The following is a 16,260-nucleotide window of genomic DNA, read 5'->3' on the forward strand; positions in this document are numbered from 1 at the left end:
GTGTCACACCATGATCCGCACTGACCTTTTTAATATTGCTAACAGTGGGGTTACCGCCAGCAGCAAACTGCTGAATACAACGTCGAATAACATAGCTAACGTAAACACGGAAGGCTACGTCCGCGAGCGCACGGTATTTGAAAGTACAATTTTAGGTGGTGTGGGTAAAGGCACAACGGAACGGGTTATCAGCATTTTTGCGCAAAACCAGTTACGCCGTGATATTACCTCTGTCGGTGAGCTGGAAACTTTCGTGGAGAAAACTAACTCGCTGGATAACCTGCTGGCCAGTGAAGCCAACTCCATTGCTGACGGTCTGAGTCAGTTTTTTGCTGCCATACAGACAGCGTCTGATGATCCGACTAACCTTGCTTCACGGGAAGCGGTGCTGGGTAAGGCTTCCGGATTGTTGTCCCGCATGAGCACGTTATCTGACTTCATGGAAGCGAAAGAAGAAGAGCTGAACCTGGAATTCACCAGCCAGATTGAACGGGCGAACAGTTTGATTGCCAGTATCGGTGAATTAAATACCGCCGTTCTGACAGCCAGAGGTGGCAGTGGTGAAGAACCCGGAGCATTGCTCAACGAACGTGACAAGGCGATCAACGAACTGGCTGAGCTGATGTCAGTGGAAGTGCGTGAAAACCAGTATGGCTCAGTGGTGGTAAATTTATCATCCGGAGAGTCGCTGGTACTGGAAGATGGCAGTTTTAATTTGTTCGAGCTGGGCAATGATGCAGATCTGACTTTCAAGGAACTGCAACTCACCACCAATTTTGCTAATAAACAGAATACTGCCATCAACGTGAATGAAAAAGATCTTGGCGGTTCGCTGGGGGGCTTATTCCGTTTTCGCGATGAAATTCTTGGACCGGCACAACGGGATATTGGCCAGATGGCGCTGGCGATGGCTGATGCGGTGAATCAGCAAAACCGTCTTGGTATGGATTTAGACCTGCAGCTTGGCGGTGATATTTTTTCCATGCCGGAGTTTACCGGTTTACCGTTCAGCGGAACACCGGATAACTTACCCGTACGGGCACAGGTAACGGCAGGGCAGGGTAATCAGTTAACTGATGCAGATTATAAAATTACCGTCGATGCGGTAAACGGCGCAGGCTTTCCCACTTCAGTGACGGTTGAGCTGTTAAATGGTGACGGTACGCCGAAGAAAGACGCTTCCGGCGCTGATGTGGTATTTGCCGGGCTCTCAGTCGGAGCCGGTTTCAACGAATTGCCGGGTGGCATTGAGGTCGAGTTTCAGGCTGCTACGGGCTACAGCGTCGACAATGAATTTTTGATCCAGCCGTCAAAATATGCGGCATCCGATCTCACGCTGGCAACAGACCGGCCGGAAGATCTCGCCTTTGCTGCTCCAGTGCGGGCAGAAGCCAGCTTATCTAACCTGGGTGATGCCACGGTCAGTAAAGTGTCCATAAGTAATACTACAGTTGATGCTGCCTTAGGCGCTGAGGCGTCTGCCTTTGACGGCGCCGGCGGTATACACAGTGCGGCAGCTGCACCGGGTGGTACTGTCGGTGCGCCGGCGCAAATCGTATTTACCTCTGCCAGTGATTTTCAGGTGCTGGACGATGCAGGTAACGTCATAACCAACGTATCCGGTGTGACCAGTTTCGACAATTTGCTGGCACAGGCGGAAGCGAATGGCACAGGGCCGGCATGGCCGGCCGCGTTCAGTGCGCTGGATGATTATCCCGGTTACGATGTCAGCCTGAGCGGCATTCCTGTTGCGGGAGATTCTTTTAATCTGACCTATAATACTGACGGGATTGCTGACAATACTAACGCCGAAGAAATGGCGGCGTTACAGCGTGAAAGCCTGGTACAATTAAGCAGTGACAGTTCGAATAAACAGCGTACTTTTCATGATGCTTATTCGTCGCTGGTTGGACGGGTTGGTGAGAAATCTGCTACGGCACAAATTTCTCTGGATGCCGCCGAGGCGATGAAAGTGCAGTCGGAAAACTGGTTTGATTCCACATCCGGCGTGAGTCTGGACGAAGAAGCGGCGAACCTGGTTCGCTATCAGCAATCCTATGCTGCGGCAGCCCGCATTCTCACCACGGCTCAGGAGTTGTTCGATACGATTTTATCGGCAGCGAGGTAATGTAACTTATGCGTATTTCAACTAATCAGATTTACGATCAAAATATCCGCGCCATCATGGATAACCAGAAAGGCCTGGCAGATACTCAGGAAGCGCTGGCGACGGGGAAAAAACTGAATCGCCCCAGTGACGATCCTGTGGGAGCTGCAAAGGTTATCCGTATCACCGAACAACTCGATAAGCTTACCCAGTATCAGCGTAACAATGACTTGTTAACTAATGCCCTGGAACAACAGGAAGCAGTACTGACCAATATTAATGATTCGTTGAACCGTGCCCGGACTCTGGTTGTGCAGGCGGGCTCCGGCATTATGACCGATGAAGATAAACGGGCAATCGGCGTGGAACTCGAGCAAATCCGTAATGAGGTGTTCGACTTGATGAACACGCAGGATGCTGCCGGTAATTATATTTTCGCCGGCTATCAGTCGCAGCAGCAGGCTTTTACCTTCAATCCCGCTGCCACCGGTAATGCTATTTTCTATACCGGCGATTCGGGCGCGACATCAGTGAAGCTTTCAGACAGTGTCACGGTGCAGCGCAGCACGTCCGGACAGGAAGTGTTTGAAAATGTGCTCAGTCGTTTTGATTTCACCGTAACCGGTTCTGCCGGCGCCACCGTACAAACGGCGAAGGTGGGAGAGCAGGGCACGTTTGATCAGTTTTATGAAAATAACTATGACCCGGTGACAGCGGCAAATAATAATTACCAACTGACAGTGCTGGGTACCGGACAGGTACAGTTAACGAATACCGGTACCGGTGCTGTGGAAGGTACAGTAGATTTCACGTCCGGAGAGCCGTTCACCATTAAAGGGATGGCATTTACCCTTGACGGAACCACCGGAGACACGGTGAATTTCTCTCTGGATACGCCGGTGAAGAAAAACGTGGCCGAAACGCTGAATGATATCGCCAATCAGCTGATTAATGATTCGTTAAGCGGCGATGCGTTAACGGATGCCCTCGGTGATGCGCTGGTGGGTCTGGACAACGGCATGGAACGTATCAATCTTGAACGTTCTTCGCTGGGAGGCCGGATGAACGTGGCGGAATCCATATATGAAACTAATCTGGACTTAGAAATCACCGCAAAAGATGCCCGTGCACAGATTGAAGAAACTGATTACGCAGAAGCGTCAGCAGAGTTTGCTAAACAGGAAGCTGCGCTGAGCGCAGCCCTGGCAACATTCCCGAAAGTCTCAAACCTTTCCCTGTTTAATTATATCTCTTAACTTATTCACGCCTGAAACCCGTGCGAAATACACGCGGGTTTCATCGTCGGTATGGCCTGAGTAATAGCTGACAAACAGTGTGTCATCCTGAATCACAAGGCCGGGATAGCTGTTGTCTCCACCGGACGGTAAGGTGAGGCAGGGCGCCAGTGAAGCCTTCGCCAAATCCAGCAACCAGATTTGTGTGACCAGTTCTTTGCCCGTCCATTGTCTTCCGGCTACCAGTGCATATCCCTCCGTCAACATTACCATGGCAGGTCCGCCAATATAGGTTTTCAAATCCCGCCAGTACCAGCGGTTATAGGGTGGTTTGCTTGTGCCTAACTGCGCGGTAAAACTGTCTGCATCGCGTCTGACCAGTGCGGTAATCACACCGTCACTGCTTATGTGCATGTCACTTTCATTAGGGTAGCCCAACTTATCTCTTGCCAGAGACATCGCCGGGATCGGATGGCGCTGCATATTTTTGCCGGGATGACCGGTAAATAACGTCAGTTGCTGAGGGCCGCCATGGTAAGCAAGACCCAGCGCTTTGTTGTTTTGCCATATAATCCGCCATAACCACCAGTGTTGTTCACCAAAGAAACGGGGAGAGGACCAGCTTTTTCCGGAGCCGGAAAACCAGCTCACCATCTGAAAACGGTTTCCCCGTGTCGCCTGAGTCACCGGACGGGCAAATGCAATTAACCATAATCGCCCGGTATCATCGCGGGAAAGTTTAGGATCCCGCAAATCGTAACCCGGTAATGACAATCTCTGCCTGTCTGTCACCCGTCCGTCACCGGTCACCGACGTCACTTCAATCCTGCCATCGTCACTGACATGGGTCAGTGCCTGGCGGTAACAGCAAAGAAATGTTTCACCATTTTCTATCAGCCCGGTAAAGGCGGAATGGGCATACGGGCTGGATATGCGGCAAAGACGATCAATTTTTAAAATTTTTTCGGGCATAGAAAATAGTCATAAAACCAAAGTGTTAACTAAGTATAGGCGGCAAATGTCTGCCGCTCTACGGCAATTTTTGTATTTTTTTATTAAAGGGAAATCCCCCCATGTCGATAACACTACTGAGAGAGCCAGTTCATCAATTACCCCTCAGGTTTTGGTGACTACTAATTTGTAATCGCCGGTTGTTCCGGCAGCCAGCCCTGCTGGACTGAGAGTGTAGGAGAGACTTATGTCTTTGTACGTTAATACAAATGCGTCTGCATTAAACGCACAGCGTCAATTATTTGATGTTGGTAATTCCCTGAGCACCTCTTTTGAGCGTCTGTCATCTGGTTTCCGGATTAACAGTGCAAAAGACGATGCCGCTGGTCTGCAAATCACAGACCGTATGACTACCCAAATTCAGGGCCTGAACCAGGCCGTCCGTAATGCCAATGACGCTATTTCTTTGTCACAGACAGCAGAAGGTGCGTTAGATGAGACTACAACTGCGCTTCAGCGTATCCGCCAGCTTGCGGTTCAGTCTCAGAACGGGATCAACAGTTCTGCTGACCGTCTGGCGCTGCAAAAAGAAGTGTCTGCACTGAAAACAGAGATCACCCGTATTTCTACGGACTCTCAGTTCAACGGTGTTGATATCTTAACCGGTGGTTTCTCAGCGCAGTTCCTGGTTGGTGCGAATGCCGGTCAGACTATCTCTGTAAACCTTTCTGCTGCCAATCTGGCGGGTATTGACGGCTTCAGTGCCGGTGGCCTGGGCATGAGCGATGCCACTGTCGCTACCGTTGCCGGTGCGTCAAGCGTGCTGGACGCCGTTGACAGCGCAATCTCTGCGATTGGTGGTGTACGTGCTGACTTAGGTGCGCTGCAAAACCGTTTCCAGTCTACTATCCGTAACCTGAGCAGCATTTCAGAAAACGTATCTGCAGCACGTTCACGTATCCGTGATACTGACTTCGCTTCAGAAACCGCTGACCTGACCCGTAACCAGATTATCCAGCAGGCAAGTACTACAGTATTGTCACAGGCTAATCAGCGTCCACAGGCAGCCTTACAGTTACTGGGTTAATCACCCGTATAGCTGAAAACGCATGGGAATGAAGCCGGGAGGTAGTGACTCGTAAGGCCCTTTGCGTGAGAATACGCTCATTCTCTCCTAACGAAGAGCGGTTGGCCGGACAATTTGTCCGGCCATTTTTTCCTTAAAAATCAATAATCCTCAAAAAATCCCATCTTTTTTCTCTGCTTTTTTAAAAAAAGGCTAAAGGAAATTTCGTCCCCGTACGATACATAAAGCAAAGGGGCACGGTACAAAAATAATAATCATCCGGCTACCTTCAGATGAACAATAAGTGACAAGAATAAAAACAATATTTGTCACCGCCGGTAAAGAATAAAAGCAAACATATCCGGCAACAAAAATCGTTAGGAGATGACAGGTAAGTGGCAATATTTTGACAAGCCCGCTTACTCCGGCGAAACAACCGAACATTGCCGGCTATCATCAGACCAAACAATTTTCCTCAAAAAATCAGAAGAATAAAGGCCATGGAAAATTTGGTTTAATAGTGATAGTGAGTGCTTACTAGTTAATGGGGCCGACCGGCAGGAATGAAGCCAGGAGGTAGTGAGAGGTATGAGGTCTGGAACAACATACCTGCCTGTCAGCAGAGCGTGACGCTCAACTCCCGGGAGTGACCCGGAAGTGTCAGAGAATTATCACTGACATAGCTTATCTAGCATACGCTGTGCCAGATTTTAAAAAACCGGTGTTGATAAAAAAGATAAATACAACACTTACTTAAATTGTTAGGAGAGACCCATGAGTCTTTATGTAAACACCAACGTGTCATCTTTGAATGCACAACGACAATTGTTTAACACTGGAAATTCACTGACAACTGCGTTCGAACGCCTGTCTTCCGGTTTCCGTATCAACAGTGCCCGCGACGATGCTGCAGGTCTGCAAATCTCTGACCGTATGACGTCACAAATCATGGGTCTTGATCAGGCAGTTCGTAACGCAAATGACGGTATTTCACTTGCTCAAACCGCTGAAGGTGCGATGCAGGAAATTACCAACGCATTACAGCGTATTCGTGTACTGGCTATTCAATCCCAGAACGGTATCAACAGTTCTGCGGACCGGCTGGCACTGCAAAAAGAAGTATCTGCGCTTAAGTTTGAAATTTCCCGTATCGCACAAACTACCCAGTTTGCCGGTGTGGATATTTTGACGGGCGGCTTTTCTTCAGCCTTCCTGGTCGGGGCGAACGCCGGGCAAACAATAGGTGTGAATATTTCTCGTGCCGGTGGTTATGGCTTCTCTGGACTGACCAATGGTAATAGCCAGCTTAACGTGCTTACTGAGTCTAACGCTTCGGTGACTTTGACAGCGGTGGATGCGGCTATCTCCAATATTGATGCTAAACGGGCAGATCTCGGTGCGATACAGAACCGTTTTCAGTCAACTATCCGCAACCTGAGCAACATCTCGGAAAACGTATCAGCGGCAAGATCCCGCATACGTGATACAGATTTTGCCACCGAAACGGCAGAGCTTACCCGCAATCAGATCCTGCAACAGGCAAGTACAACTATACTGTCACAGGCAAACCAGCGTCCGCAGGCAGCGTTATCTCTGCTCGGAGGTTAATAAGGAATAGAGCGCTATACCCTGCGTAATTATAAAGGGTAAAAAAATGGGGGGGTAGGAAATGAGAGGCCAGCCCATGAAAAACGGCCCCCGAGTGGGGGCCGTAGCAAGAAAACGCCGGCTAACAGGACTGAGAGGTAGAAGTGTTGGTTGAGAGGCCAGTTAATTCTACTAATTTTCCTGCCAGCCGACTGGAAACATTTTAAAAGTTTGCTCTATCTCCTAACGTGAGCAAATTGGCCGGAACATCTGTTCCGGCCTTTTTTAAAGGATGTACCGGAACACCGTAATTTGCTTCTCTTTTTAAGAGCGAAACTTTTTCATCAAACGTCGATGATGAATCCCCCGGCATTATTTTCATACCTGAAGTATTCATTCTAATCTTAGCATTTCCTGTGCCAACTAATTGTCAAATTGTTGGCGTTTGCATCAGTTGTGTATTTTCTCAGATACACAAGTTGTGCCAGTTATACTTTTCTATTTTGCACATTTTTGCCCGTTCGCAAACTAAATATCTTTATCAATACTCCTCTAAAACTACATTTTAGCTGTTTTTAATTATGTAAAATCTTTATAAATCAATAGCATAAAATTATTTTAAATTTTTTCGAAAAAAAGCTAAAGATCCTCAAGAAGTCGCCGATACCTATAGCTGAGGGGTAATTTAATTACTTTAATGCGATTCACCGAATGTGTTCGCTAAGAGGGGATTCAATGGGAGTAGTGACCCGGAGAATCTGAACAGGAAGGATTTGATTGTAGCATTGTATGCAACGGATCCCCAGGAGGTATTCAAATGTCTTTATACGTAAATACAAATGCTTCTGCTCTCAACGCACAGCGTCAGTTGTTCGATGTAGGCAATAAGCTAAGCACATCTTTTGAAAGACTGTCGTCAGGTTTCCGCATTAACAGTGCTGCTGATGACGCAGCCGGTCTGCAAATTTCAGATCGTCTGACTACGCAGGTTCAGGGCTTAAACCAGGCCGTGCGTAACGCAAATGATGCTATCTCATTAACGCAGACTACTGAAGGTGCGTTAGCTGAGGTAACAACCAGTTTACAGCGTATCCGTCAGCTTGCTGTTCAGTCACAAAACGGTATTAATAGCTCAGCTGATCGCGCGGCGCTGCAAAAAGAAGTGGCAGCACTGCAAACTGAAATTTCCCGTATTTCTACCGACACTCAGTTTGGTGGTGTTGACCTGCTGAAAGGCGGTTATTCTGCCGCGTTCCTGGTAGGTGCAAATGCTGGTCAGACTATCAGTGTTAACCTGTCACGCAGTGGCGGTTACGGTGCTTCCGGTCTGGGCGTTGGTACATTGTCAATTGCTACTGTAGACGGCGCAACATCCGCCTTAACGGCCATTGATAACGCCATTTCTACTATCGGTGCTGCAAGGGCTGACCTGGGTGCATTGCAAAACCGCTTCCAGTCTACTATTCGTAACCTGAGCAGTATTTCTGAAAACCTGTCAACTGCACGTTCACGTATCCGTGATACTGACTTTGCGTCTGAAACTGCAGAACTGACCCGTAATCAGATCATCCAGCAGGCGTCTGTTTCTGTGCTGAGTCAGGCTAATCAGCGTCCACAAACAGCTCTGTCTCTGCTAGGATAATAGTAGAAAGCCGTACTTGAAAGGCTAAGGGGAAACAGGGAGTTCTGTTTCCCGTCTGAGCCGTTTGAGAATGGAGGTAAACGTGGAAATTGCAAATTTACAAGTTGGCCAAAATTTTGCTGCTTCAAACCTTACAGAAGTGCAGTCTCAACGTGTGCAAACACCTGCCCCTGCAAACCAGGATGCGTCAGCAACTGAGAAGCAACAGGAAGAGCGTAATTCTTCCCGAAATGCTCAAGGTGTGACCGATGCTGCCGATATAGTAAGCAGAGAGGGTCAGGCTCAGCAAGACATCGAAGTTGCTGCGCGTGAGGTAGAAGCATTCCTACAGGTTCAGAATCGAAACCTGGCATTTTCCGTTGACGAAAATACTAATCGTTCAGTGGTTACTGTTAAAGATTCTGAGTCTGGTGATGTCATCCGGCAGATCCCGTCCGATGAAGTGTTAAAGCTTGCGGAACGGATTAAAACCTTGCAGGAAGATGTTGGCAGCAGTGTAGGAGTGCTGGTAAACAACAAAGTTTAAATGAGGTAAGCAAATGACTATTCAATCGTTAGGTGTTGGTTCCGGACTTGCGCTTGACGATCTGGTCACGCAACTGCTTGAGGCCGAAAGGACGCCGAAAGAAGAGCGCCTGAATGAGCGTGAAGATCGTATTGAAGCTGAAATTTCTGGTCTCGGGCAGGTTAAATCCTTATTGTCCGATTTTAAAGACGCAGTGGATAAACTGCGCAGCGATAACGACATCAATGGTCGTGAGCCTACTATTACCAATCCTGATGAAGATGTAGAGATCCTCTCTGCAGATGCATCAAATTCTGCCCTGCGGGGCAGCTATGAAATTGCCGTAGAGCAGCTGGCAACGGGCAGCCGTATTGTCACTGATGACGGTAATTTCTCTTCTTCTTCCGATGCTGTACTGAGCTCCGGTTCAGGTTCCCTGACGTTTAATGTAGGGGCATCCGGCGATTCCTTTACTATCAACGTGTCTGCCGGTATGACTCTGGCGCAGTTGCGGGAAGCTATTAACAATAGTGAAGATAATTTCGGTGTTAATGCCAATATTATCGACACGGGCACATCGGCCGGTCCTAAGCTGGTTTTCACATCTGATGTGACCGGAGACGGTAATGATCTGGAAATTGTCAACGATACCGGGGCGGCGGAACTTAACCGTGTGGCAACAAGCAGCTCAACCTCTGCCGGTTTAATCTCTTCGTCTAATATCACGTCTGCGACCAATGCACGGGCTACCATCGACGGTATCGTGGTAGAGAGCAGTACCAACGAATTTGAAAACACTATCCAGAACGTTTCTTTTGAAGCGGAGCGCGTGTCGCCAAAATCCGCTGATGGTCTGAGTTTTCAGACATCAACATTAGAAGTCGGTTATGACCGTGACGGCCTTGATAAAAAGATCCGTGATTTCGTCGACACCTATAACGGTGTCATCAAAGAGTTGCAGAACCTTACCCGTTACGGTGAATCTGAACTGGAAGACGATGGTGATCTTGCCGGCGACTCGCTGATGCGGGGCATCATGACCGGACTGGGTTCGATTGTCGGCGGCAGTGTTTCATCCTCTGCGCTTGGCGGTTTATTCCAGTTGGGTGTAGAGCTTAATTCCGATGGTGAGCTGGAAATCGGTGACACAGATTTCGGTCTGGGTTCCGGTAATGAGCGCCTTGAAGATGCACTTGAAGATAATTTTGACGAAATAGCCAAATTATTTACTGATGAAAACGAAGGTATTGCCGTTAAACTCTATGAGTTCACTGATCAATACACGTCATACAGTGGATTAATCAGTTTAAGAGAGCGTGCAGCGAAGGATGACCGGGAGCAGCTTTATGATGATCGTGAGCGTCTGGAATTAAGAATGGCAAACTACGAACAAATATTGCGGGATAAATATCTGGCCCTCGACCAGACCGTTTCGCAATTGAATTCGACAGGCTCTGCACTGCTGGCATCTCTGTGATAAGTGAGGAATTATAATGGCACTGACAGGCATAAACGCATACCGCAAGGGTAACCTGAAACAAGATATCGCAAATGCTGATCCCCATAAGTTGACGCTTATGTTGATGCAAGGCGCACTGGACCGGTTAGCGTTTGCAAAAGGCGCAATGGAGCGTAAAGAATTTGCCGCTAAATCTGAGTTTCTTTCCCGCGTGACGGCTATTCTGATGAATCTTCGTGACACACTGGATTTGGATGTGGGCGGAGAAGTTGCTGAAAACATGTACTCACTTTATGAGTATATGATTGAGAGAACCGGGGAAGCTCACGTACGGAATGACTTGCAGATCCTGGATGAAGTGATTAGCCTGTTAACTCCCATTCGTGATGCCTGGGTACAGATTCCTCAAGCCGCTAAAGAGGAAGCGTACGAAGCACAGCGTCAAAAACGACAGGCCGTGTGAATATACAATTAAATCATGAGTTTACTCCTCAGGCGCTGGCAGACATTAATGCTGAAATCCTGCAGTGCCTGACGGACGATGACGAAGAAGCCCGCTACAGCACTTTGCTGTCTTTGATGACCCGGCGTGATACGGTTATTCAATCCCACCTTGAAAATTCAGACCCTGAAACGGCAAGATCTTTTGCAGAACAGGAAGTTACCGTCAATAATATGTTAAAAGAAATGGCGCAGACTTTGCTAAAATCAGCTAAAGACGATGTCAGCCAATTTCTGAGAAGCCAGAAGGCGGTAAAAAAATACCGTTAAGTCTGGCTGTATGATGCGCTGAATCTTGACTTGCAGCCTTAGGGCTCACGCTTTGTGGGAACACGAATATGTTCAATGATAAAAATATTTTGATTACCGGTGGTACAGGCTCTTTTGGGAAAAAGTTTGTCAGTCACTTACTCAAAAATTACTCACCCCGAAAAATCATCATTTATTCCCGCGATGAATTGAAACAGTTTGAAATGCAGCAGCGCTTCAATGACAGCTGCATGCGTTACTTCATTGGTGATGTCAGAGATAAAGAACGTCTGATCACTGCCATGAAAGATGTGGATTACGTGGTCCATGCGGCAGCACTGAAGCAGGTACCGGCGGCAGAATACAATCCTAATGAGTGTATAAAGACCAATATCAACGGCGCGCAAAATGTCATCGATGCCTGCATAGCCAATAAAGTATCCTGGGTCATTGCGTTATCCACCGATAAGGCCGCTAATCCGGTTAACCTGTATGGCGCAACGAAGCTGGCTTCGGATAAACTCTTTGTAGCAGCCAATAATATATCCGGAGCCAACGGTGCAAGGTTCTCGGTAGTACGCTACGGCAATGTTGTCGGCTCCCGCGGCTCGGTAGTTCCTTTTTATCGTCAGTTGCTCAGTGAAGGCCGTGACAAATTGCCGGTGACTCATCCGGAAATGACCCGTTTCTGGATCACTCTGGATGAAGGGGTGGAATTCGTAATTAAAAACTTCTCCCGCATGCAGGGAGGAGAAATCTTCGTTCCTAAAATACCCTCAATCCGTATCGTCGATCTGGTGGAAGCTATGAGCGGTAAACGGGAATACGAAACCATTGGTATACGCCCAGGTGAAAAGCTTCACGAGGTGATGGTGCCTGAAGAAATGGCACATCATTCTATTGAGTTCGATGACCACTTTGTTATCGCGCCGGCCATTACCTTCTTCGATAAGAATGTGGATTACTTCAAAAATCGCACCGGTGAGCGTGGTAAAGCCGCAGAAGAAAAGTTTGAATATCATTCCGGTAAAAATCCACATTTTCTGTCAGTGAAAGAGCTTCGCGAACTGGATAAGCTCACCTCATGATCCCTTACGGTAAACACACTATTGCTAAAGAAGATGTGGATGCCGTGGTACAGGTGCTGGAAAATGAGTTCCTGACCCAGGGCAAGCAGGTCCCTGCCTTTGAGCAGGCCTTGTGTGACTATACCGGGGCAAAATATGCAGTCGCCTGTAACAGCGGCACGTCAGGACTTCATATTGCTTGTCTGGCCGCCGGCGTGGGAGCCGGAGATTTAGTATGGACAGTCCCGAACTCCTTTGCGGCTTCTGCCAATGCGGCGTTGTATTGCGGGGCTACTGTGGATTTTGTCGACATTGACCCTGTCACCCGTAATTTAAGTGTGGATGCCCTTGCGGCTAAACTGGAAAAAGCTTCTGCTGCCGGTAACTTGCCTGACGTGCTTATTGCTGTGCATTTTTCGGGTAGTAGCTGTGACATGAAAGCGATTGCTGATTTATGTCGCCCGCTGAAAATTACGATCATTGAAGACGCTGCCCACGCTCTGGGAGGTAAAGATGCCGCGGGAAACCGTGTCGGCTCCTGTGTTTACTCCGACATGGTCGTGACCAGTTTTCATCCGGTGAAATCAGTGACGACAGCTGAAGGCGGCGCGGTGTTGACGAAATCTCAGGTGCTGGCGGATAAACTTCGTTTATATGCCAGTCATGGCATTACTAAAGATCCGACGACCTTGCCGGCAGGGCATGACGATGAACCCTGGTTCTACGCGCAAATACATTTAGGCTTTAACTACCGGCTGAGTGACTTGCACGCTGCTTTAGGTGTGGCACAAATGGGCAGACTGGACAGTTTTGTCGCAGAAAGACGCACCAGAGCAGCCAGATATCATGAGACACTGGCGTCATTGCCGGTAAAACGTCCGTTGTTTGATGACAACAGTGCGTGGCATCTTTATATGATTGAAGTGGAACCGGCGCAGCGCACAGCCATTTTTAATACCCTGAGAGCCGTTGGTATCGGCGTAAATGTTCATTACATCCCTATACATCTTCATCCTTATTATCAGGCTTTAGGATTTGGCGCAGGTGACTTTCCTGTCAGTGAACAATATTACCTGGGTGCACTGACGTTGCCCTTATATCCTTTACTCACAGACGGCGAGCAGCAAAAGGTGATTGACTGTCTGAAAGAGGTATTACTGTGAACATTGCCATTATTCCGGCACGGGGCGGCAGCAAACGGATAAAAGGTAAAAATATCCGGAATTTTGCCGGTAAACCGCTCATTGCTTATTCTATTGAAGCGGCGCTGAAAGCCGCTGTTTTCGATGATATTGTCGTATCCACCGACAGTGAAGAAATTGCCGCTATCGCAGAAAAGTACGGTGCCAGTTATGTTATCCGTCGCCCGGCGTCGCTGGCTGATGATTTCACCGGCACTGCGCCGGTAGTATGTCATGCTATTGATTCTTATCAGGACGATAAGGGGCAGGTAGACAACGTATGTTGTATCTATGCCACAGCGCCTTTTCTAAGTGCCACATACCTGAAAGAAGGGTTGTCACGGCTGAACGACAATCCTGACATGTACTTTGCTTTTTCAGTCACAACGTTTCCATTCCCAATCCAACGTGCAATCCGGTTACATGGCAAAGGCGTGCTTCCTTTCGATGCCAGCAAAATGGCCACCCGTTCTCAGGATTTGACCGAAAGTTTTCACGATGCCGGCCAGTTCTATTGGGGGAAAGCTTCTGCCTGGCTGACAGATAAGCCTATGTTTGCGCCTACCAGTATTCCCGTGATCCTGCCCCGCCATCTGGTACAGGATATTGACACACCGGAGGACTGGGAAAGGGCTGAACTCATGTACCGCGCGTATATAAAGACAGAATAAATTTATGCAGGAAAAAATACTCATAATCAGAATGCTGGGACTTGGCGATGTCACCTGTGTGGGGATCCCGGCTATCCGCTACGTAAAAACAAAATTCCCCGGAGCCAGTATTCACGCACTGACTTATGCCGCCGGTGAGGAGTTACTGAAGCTGGCAGAACCGGACATTACCGTTCACGCGCTGAAACAGGGAGAGTGGCCGGAAAACATCGTAGATGCCATGCAAACGTTTCTCGGGCTGGCTGAACAGATCCTGGCTGAAGAATATACTCAGATCATCAATCTCGACACGTGGTTTATGCCGTGTTTCCTCGCCCGCTTCTTAAAAGATGCCGGTGAACCAGTGGTTGGTAATACCATGAGTATCAGTGTGGCTGAACTCGTTGATAAATTTCAGAAGCAAACTCTGTCGCCGGATTACGTTAATTTACCTGCTCAGTATATGCAAAGCAGCTGGATGAGCATGGCACAATGGCATACAACCTGGTGGGAGTACGGACAGGTACCTGAGCGGGGGTATCCTGAATTTTATCTCAGACGTTGTTGCGGATTCAGCACTATCGACATGGACATGACCATTGATGTAGAAGCCGACAGTCATCTTGCCGGTCTCAATCAGCCTGTGGTTGCCATGGCGACAGGCGCAAGAACTGCGGAGCGGAATTACCCCCACGGAGAGGCGCTCAAAGCGCTTCTTGATGCACAGGGCGTTCATGTCTGGACCGGTTTTGACGGGCGTTGCTCTATGCGTCAGACGTTATCACAACTCAAAGCAAGTCAGTTACTGATAACCGTACCTTCTGCACCGCAGTGGCTGGCAACAGCAACCGGTACGCCGTCTCTGGTTATCAGCGGCAATGTCGATCCCAGAACGCTGATGCCCGAGTATGCCACTGACATGTCAGATGTGGCTGTTGAACCTGAGCAGATCGCACAGGGCGTGATGAATATCTTAGAGGGGAATGCCCGTGCATGATGTAAAAATTGGTGACCGTTTAATCGGCCCGGATGAACCTCCGTTTATTATTGCAGAACTGAGCGGCAACCACAGTCAGGACTTTGACCTTGCCTGCGCGATGGTGGATGCTGCAGCTGAAGCCGGTGCCCATGCTATTAAATTGCAAACCTACACCGCCGACTCCATGACGCTGGATGTAGCTACCGACGATTTCGTGATTTCAGAAAAAGACAGTTTGTGGCATGGCGAATCTTTGCACGCGTTATATCAAAAAGCGGCAACGCCTTATGAGTGGCACAAGCCGCTGTTTGACCGGGCAAAGGCGCTGGGTATGCTCGCTTTCAGCTCTCCCTTCGATGGTGAAGCTGTGGATTTCCTCGACAGTCTGGACGTGCCGTGTTTTAAAATTGCGTCGTTCGAGCTGACTGATTTACCCCTTATCGCCCGGGCCGCGAGTAAAGGGAAGCCCCTGATCATGTCTACGGGCATGGCAAGCCTTGCTGAAATTGAGCAGGCCGTTCACTGTGCCCGCCGCAACGGGTGTGACAATATCGTGCTGCTGAAGTGCACCAGCACCTATCCGGCAGACCCCGGCAATACTAATCTGAACACTATTCCCAATATGCGCAGCGCTTTTCACTGTCAGGTGGGACTGAGTGATCACACCGGCGGTATCGGTGTGGCAGTGGCTTCCGTCGCGCTGGGCACCACTGTTATTGAAAAACATTTCGTGTTGGATCGCAGCGCCGGTGGTGTGGATGCGGCTTTTTCACTGGAGCCTGCAGAGCTCAAAATGCTGGTAACAGAATCTGAGCGTGCCTGGCAAGGCATGGGGCAGGTTCGTTACGGAGGCAGTCAGGCTGAGGAAGCGGCAAAACAATACCGCCGCTCAATTTATATAAGCGCAGATGTGAATATTGGTGACACGCTGGATGAGTCTAACCTGAAAATCGTCCGGCCGGCTTTTGGCCTTGCGCCAAAGCACTGGCAGGAAGTCCTCGGCAGTAAAGCCCGTACCGCGTTGAAAAAAGGCACCGCGCTCAAGTGGGAACATCTGGAGAAATGAGAGTCCTGAAGTGAG

16 protein-coding genes are annotated in these 16,260 nt (G+C 48.8%); 14 read left to right on the forward strand and 2 right to left on the reverse strand.

Features of this window, described 5'->3' with window-relative positions; all coding sequences use genetic code 11:
* Window positions 1-10 precede the first annotated feature (10 nt).
* Window positions 11-2,128 (forward strand): flagellar hook-associated protein FlgK, encoded by a 2,118-nt coding sequence (gene flgK / locus ACXAG2_RS08160; protein WP_474865859.1) that lies wholly within the window; start codon window positions 11-13, stop codon window positions 2,126-2,128.
* An 8-nt stretch (window positions 2,129-2,136) separates the two neighbouring features.
* Complete coding sequence (gene flgL / locus ACXAG2_RS08165; RefSeq protein ID WP_119500523.1) at window positions 2,137-3,363, forward strand: flagellar hook-associated protein FlgL; 1,227 nt, start codon at window positions 2,137-2,139, stop codon at window positions 3,361-3,363.
* Here the strand turns inward: flgL and ACXAG2_RS08170 are convergent.
* Window positions 3,331-4,314 (reverse strand): hypothetical protein, encoded by a 984-nt coding sequence (locus tag ACXAG2_RS08170; RefSeq protein WP_474865863.1) that lies wholly within the window; start codon window positions 4,312-4,314, stop codon window positions 3,331-3,333. The genes flgL and ACXAG2_RS08170 overlap by 33 nt on opposite strands.
* Window positions 4,315-4,540: 226 nt before the next feature.
* Between ACXAG2_RS08170 and ACXAG2_RS08175 the strand changes: the two genes are divergently transcribed.
* Both ACXAG2_RS08175 and ACXAG2_RS08180 read left to right on the forward strand, forming a co-directional pair.
* Window positions 4,541-5,380, forward strand: a complete 840-nt coding sequence (locus ACXAG2_RS08175) for a flagellin N-terminal helical domain-containing protein (protein WP_474844631.1) — start codon at window positions 4,541-4,543, stop codon at window positions 5,378-5,380.
* Window positions 5,381-6,133: 753 nt separating this feature from the next.
* Window positions 6,134-6,967, forward strand: coding sequence for a flagellin N-terminal helical domain-containing protein (locus ACXAG2_RS08180; protein WP_474844632.1), 834 nt, complete (start codon window positions 6,134-6,136; stop codon window positions 6,965-6,967).
* A gap of 202 nt (window positions 6,968-7,169) precedes the next feature.
* On the opposite strand, the gene ACXAG2_RS08185 is transcribed toward ACXAG2_RS08180, so the two are convergent.
* A complete protein-coding gene (locus tag ACXAG2_RS08185) occupies window positions 7,170-7,343 on the reverse strand; it encodes a hypothetical protein (protein ID WP_474865866.1) in 174 nt (57 codons plus the stop codon).
* A gap of 420 nt (window positions 7,344-7,763) precedes the next feature.
* On the opposite strand from ACXAG2_RS08185, the gene ACXAG2_RS08190 reads away from it, so the two are divergent.
* From ACXAG2_RS08190 to pseI, 10 genes are all read left to right on the forward strand, one after another.
* A complete protein-coding gene (locus ACXAG2_RS08190) occupies window positions 7,764-8,588 on the forward strand; it encodes a flagellin N-terminal helical domain-containing protein (protein ID WP_474851016.1) in 825 nt (274 codons plus the stop codon).
* Between the two features lie 82 nt (window positions 8,589-8,670).
* On the forward strand, window positions 8,671-9,114 hold the full coding sequence (locus ACXAG2_RS08195) for a flagellar protein FlaG (protein WP_474844633.1): 444 nt from the start codon (window positions 8,671-8,673) through the stop codon (window positions 9,112-9,114).
* Window positions 9,115-9,127: 13 nt separating this feature from the next.
* Window positions 9,128-10,570: a flagellar filament capping protein FliD gene (fliD, locus tag ACXAG2_RS08200; RefSeq protein WP_474865868.1), complete on the forward strand. Its 1,443-nt coding sequence runs from the start codon at window positions 9,128-9,130 to the stop codon at window positions 10,568-10,570.
* A gap of 16 nt (window positions 10,571-10,586) precedes the next feature.
* On the forward strand, window positions 10,587-11,015 hold the full coding sequence (gene fliS / locus ACXAG2_RS08205; protein WP_119500530.1) for a flagellar export chaperone FliS: 429 nt from the start codon (window positions 10,587-10,589) through the stop codon (window positions 11,013-11,015).
* A complete protein-coding gene (locus tag ACXAG2_RS08210; RefSeq protein WP_474844635.1) occupies window positions 11,012-11,323 on the forward strand; it encodes a hypothetical protein in 312 nt (103 codons plus the stop codon). The genes fliS and ACXAG2_RS08210 overlap by 4 nt, the downstream gene beginning before the upstream one ends.
* Window positions 11,324-11,391: 68 nt before the next feature.
* Entirely contained in the window at window positions 11,392-12,390 is a 999-nt protein-coding gene (gene pseB, locus ACXAG2_RS08215) for a UDP-N-acetylglucosamine 4,6-dehydratase (inverting) (RefSeq protein ID WP_303574400.1), read from the forward strand.
* Window positions 12,387-13,532, forward strand: a complete 1,146-nt coding sequence (gene pseC / locus ACXAG2_RS08220; RefSeq protein WP_474865871.1) for a UDP-4-amino-4,6-dideoxy-N-acetyl-beta-L-altrosamine transaminase — start codon at window positions 12,387-12,389, stop codon at window positions 13,530-13,532. Before pseB ends, pseC begins: the two co-directional genes overlap by 4 nt.
* On the forward strand, window positions 13,529-14,221 hold the full coding sequence (pseF, locus tag ACXAG2_RS08225; RefSeq protein ID WP_474865874.1) for a pseudaminic acid cytidylyltransferase: 693 nt from the start codon (window positions 13,529-13,531) through the stop codon (window positions 14,219-14,221). The genes pseC and pseF overlap by 4 nt, the downstream gene beginning before the upstream one ends.
* A 4-nt stretch (window positions 14,222-14,225) precedes the next feature.
* Window positions 14,226-15,197, forward strand: coding sequence for a glycosyltransferase family 9 protein (locus tag ACXAG2_RS08230; RefSeq protein WP_474865877.1), 972 nt, complete (start codon window positions 14,226-14,228; stop codon window positions 15,195-15,197).
* Window positions 15,190-16,245 (forward strand): pseudaminic acid synthase, encoded by a 1,056-nt coding sequence (pseI, locus tag ACXAG2_RS08235; protein WP_474865879.1) that lies wholly within the window; start codon window positions 15,190-15,192, stop codon window positions 16,243-16,245. The genes ACXAG2_RS08230 and pseI overlap by 8 nt, the downstream gene beginning before the upstream one ends.
* The last annotated feature ends 15 nt before the right edge of the window (window positions 16,246-16,260 follow it).

Source organism: Alteromonas sp. ABH4_456, from assembly GCF_056160645.1.

Bases quoted from the DNA above. Each gene is read 5' to 3' on its own strand.
- ACXAG2_RS08230 (WP_474865877.1), top strand. From the start codon at position 14,226: ATGCAGGAAAAAATACTCATAATCAGAATGCTGGGACTTGGCGATGTC.
- fliS (WP_119500530.1), top strand. From the start codon at position 10,587: ATGGCACTGACAGGCATAAACGCATACCGCAAGGGTAACCTGAAACAA.
- ACXAG2_RS08170 (WP_474865863.1), bottom strand. From the start codon at position 4,314: ATGCCCGAAAAAATTTTAAAAATTGATCGTCTTTGCCGCATATCCAGC.
- fliD (WP_474865868.1), top strand. From the start codon at position 9,128: ATGACTATTCAATCGTTAGGTGTTGGTTCCGGACTTGCGCTTGACGAT.
- ACXAG2_RS08180 (WP_474844632.1), top strand. From the start codon at position 6,134: ATGAGTCTTTATGTAAACACCAACGTGTCATCTTTGAATGCACAACGA.
- flgL (WP_119500523.1), top strand. From the start codon at position 2,137: ATGCGTATTTCAACTAATCAGATTTACGATCAAAATATCCGCGCCATC.
- flgK (WP_474865859.1), top strand. From the start codon at position 11: ATGATCCGCACTGACCTTTTTAATATTGCTAACAGTGGGGTTACCGCC.
- ACXAG2_RS08185 (WP_474865866.1), bottom strand. From the start codon at position 7,343: ATGAATACTTCAGGTATGAAAATAATGCCGGGGGATTCATCATCGACG.
- ACXAG2_RS08175 (WP_474844631.1), top strand. From the start codon at position 4,541: ATGTCTTTGTACGTTAATACAAATGCGTCTGCATTAAACGCACAGCGT.
- pseC (WP_474865871.1), top strand. From the start codon at position 12,387: ATGATCCCTTACGGTAAACACACTATTGCTAAAGAAGATGTGGATGCC.
- pseB (WP_303574400.1), top strand. From the start codon at position 11,392: ATGTTCAATGATAAAAATATTTTGATTACCGGTGGTACAGGCTCTTTT.
- ACXAG2_RS08190 (WP_474851016.1), top strand. From the start codon at position 7,764: ATGTCTTTATACGTAAATACAAATGCTTCTGCTCTCAACGCACAGCGT.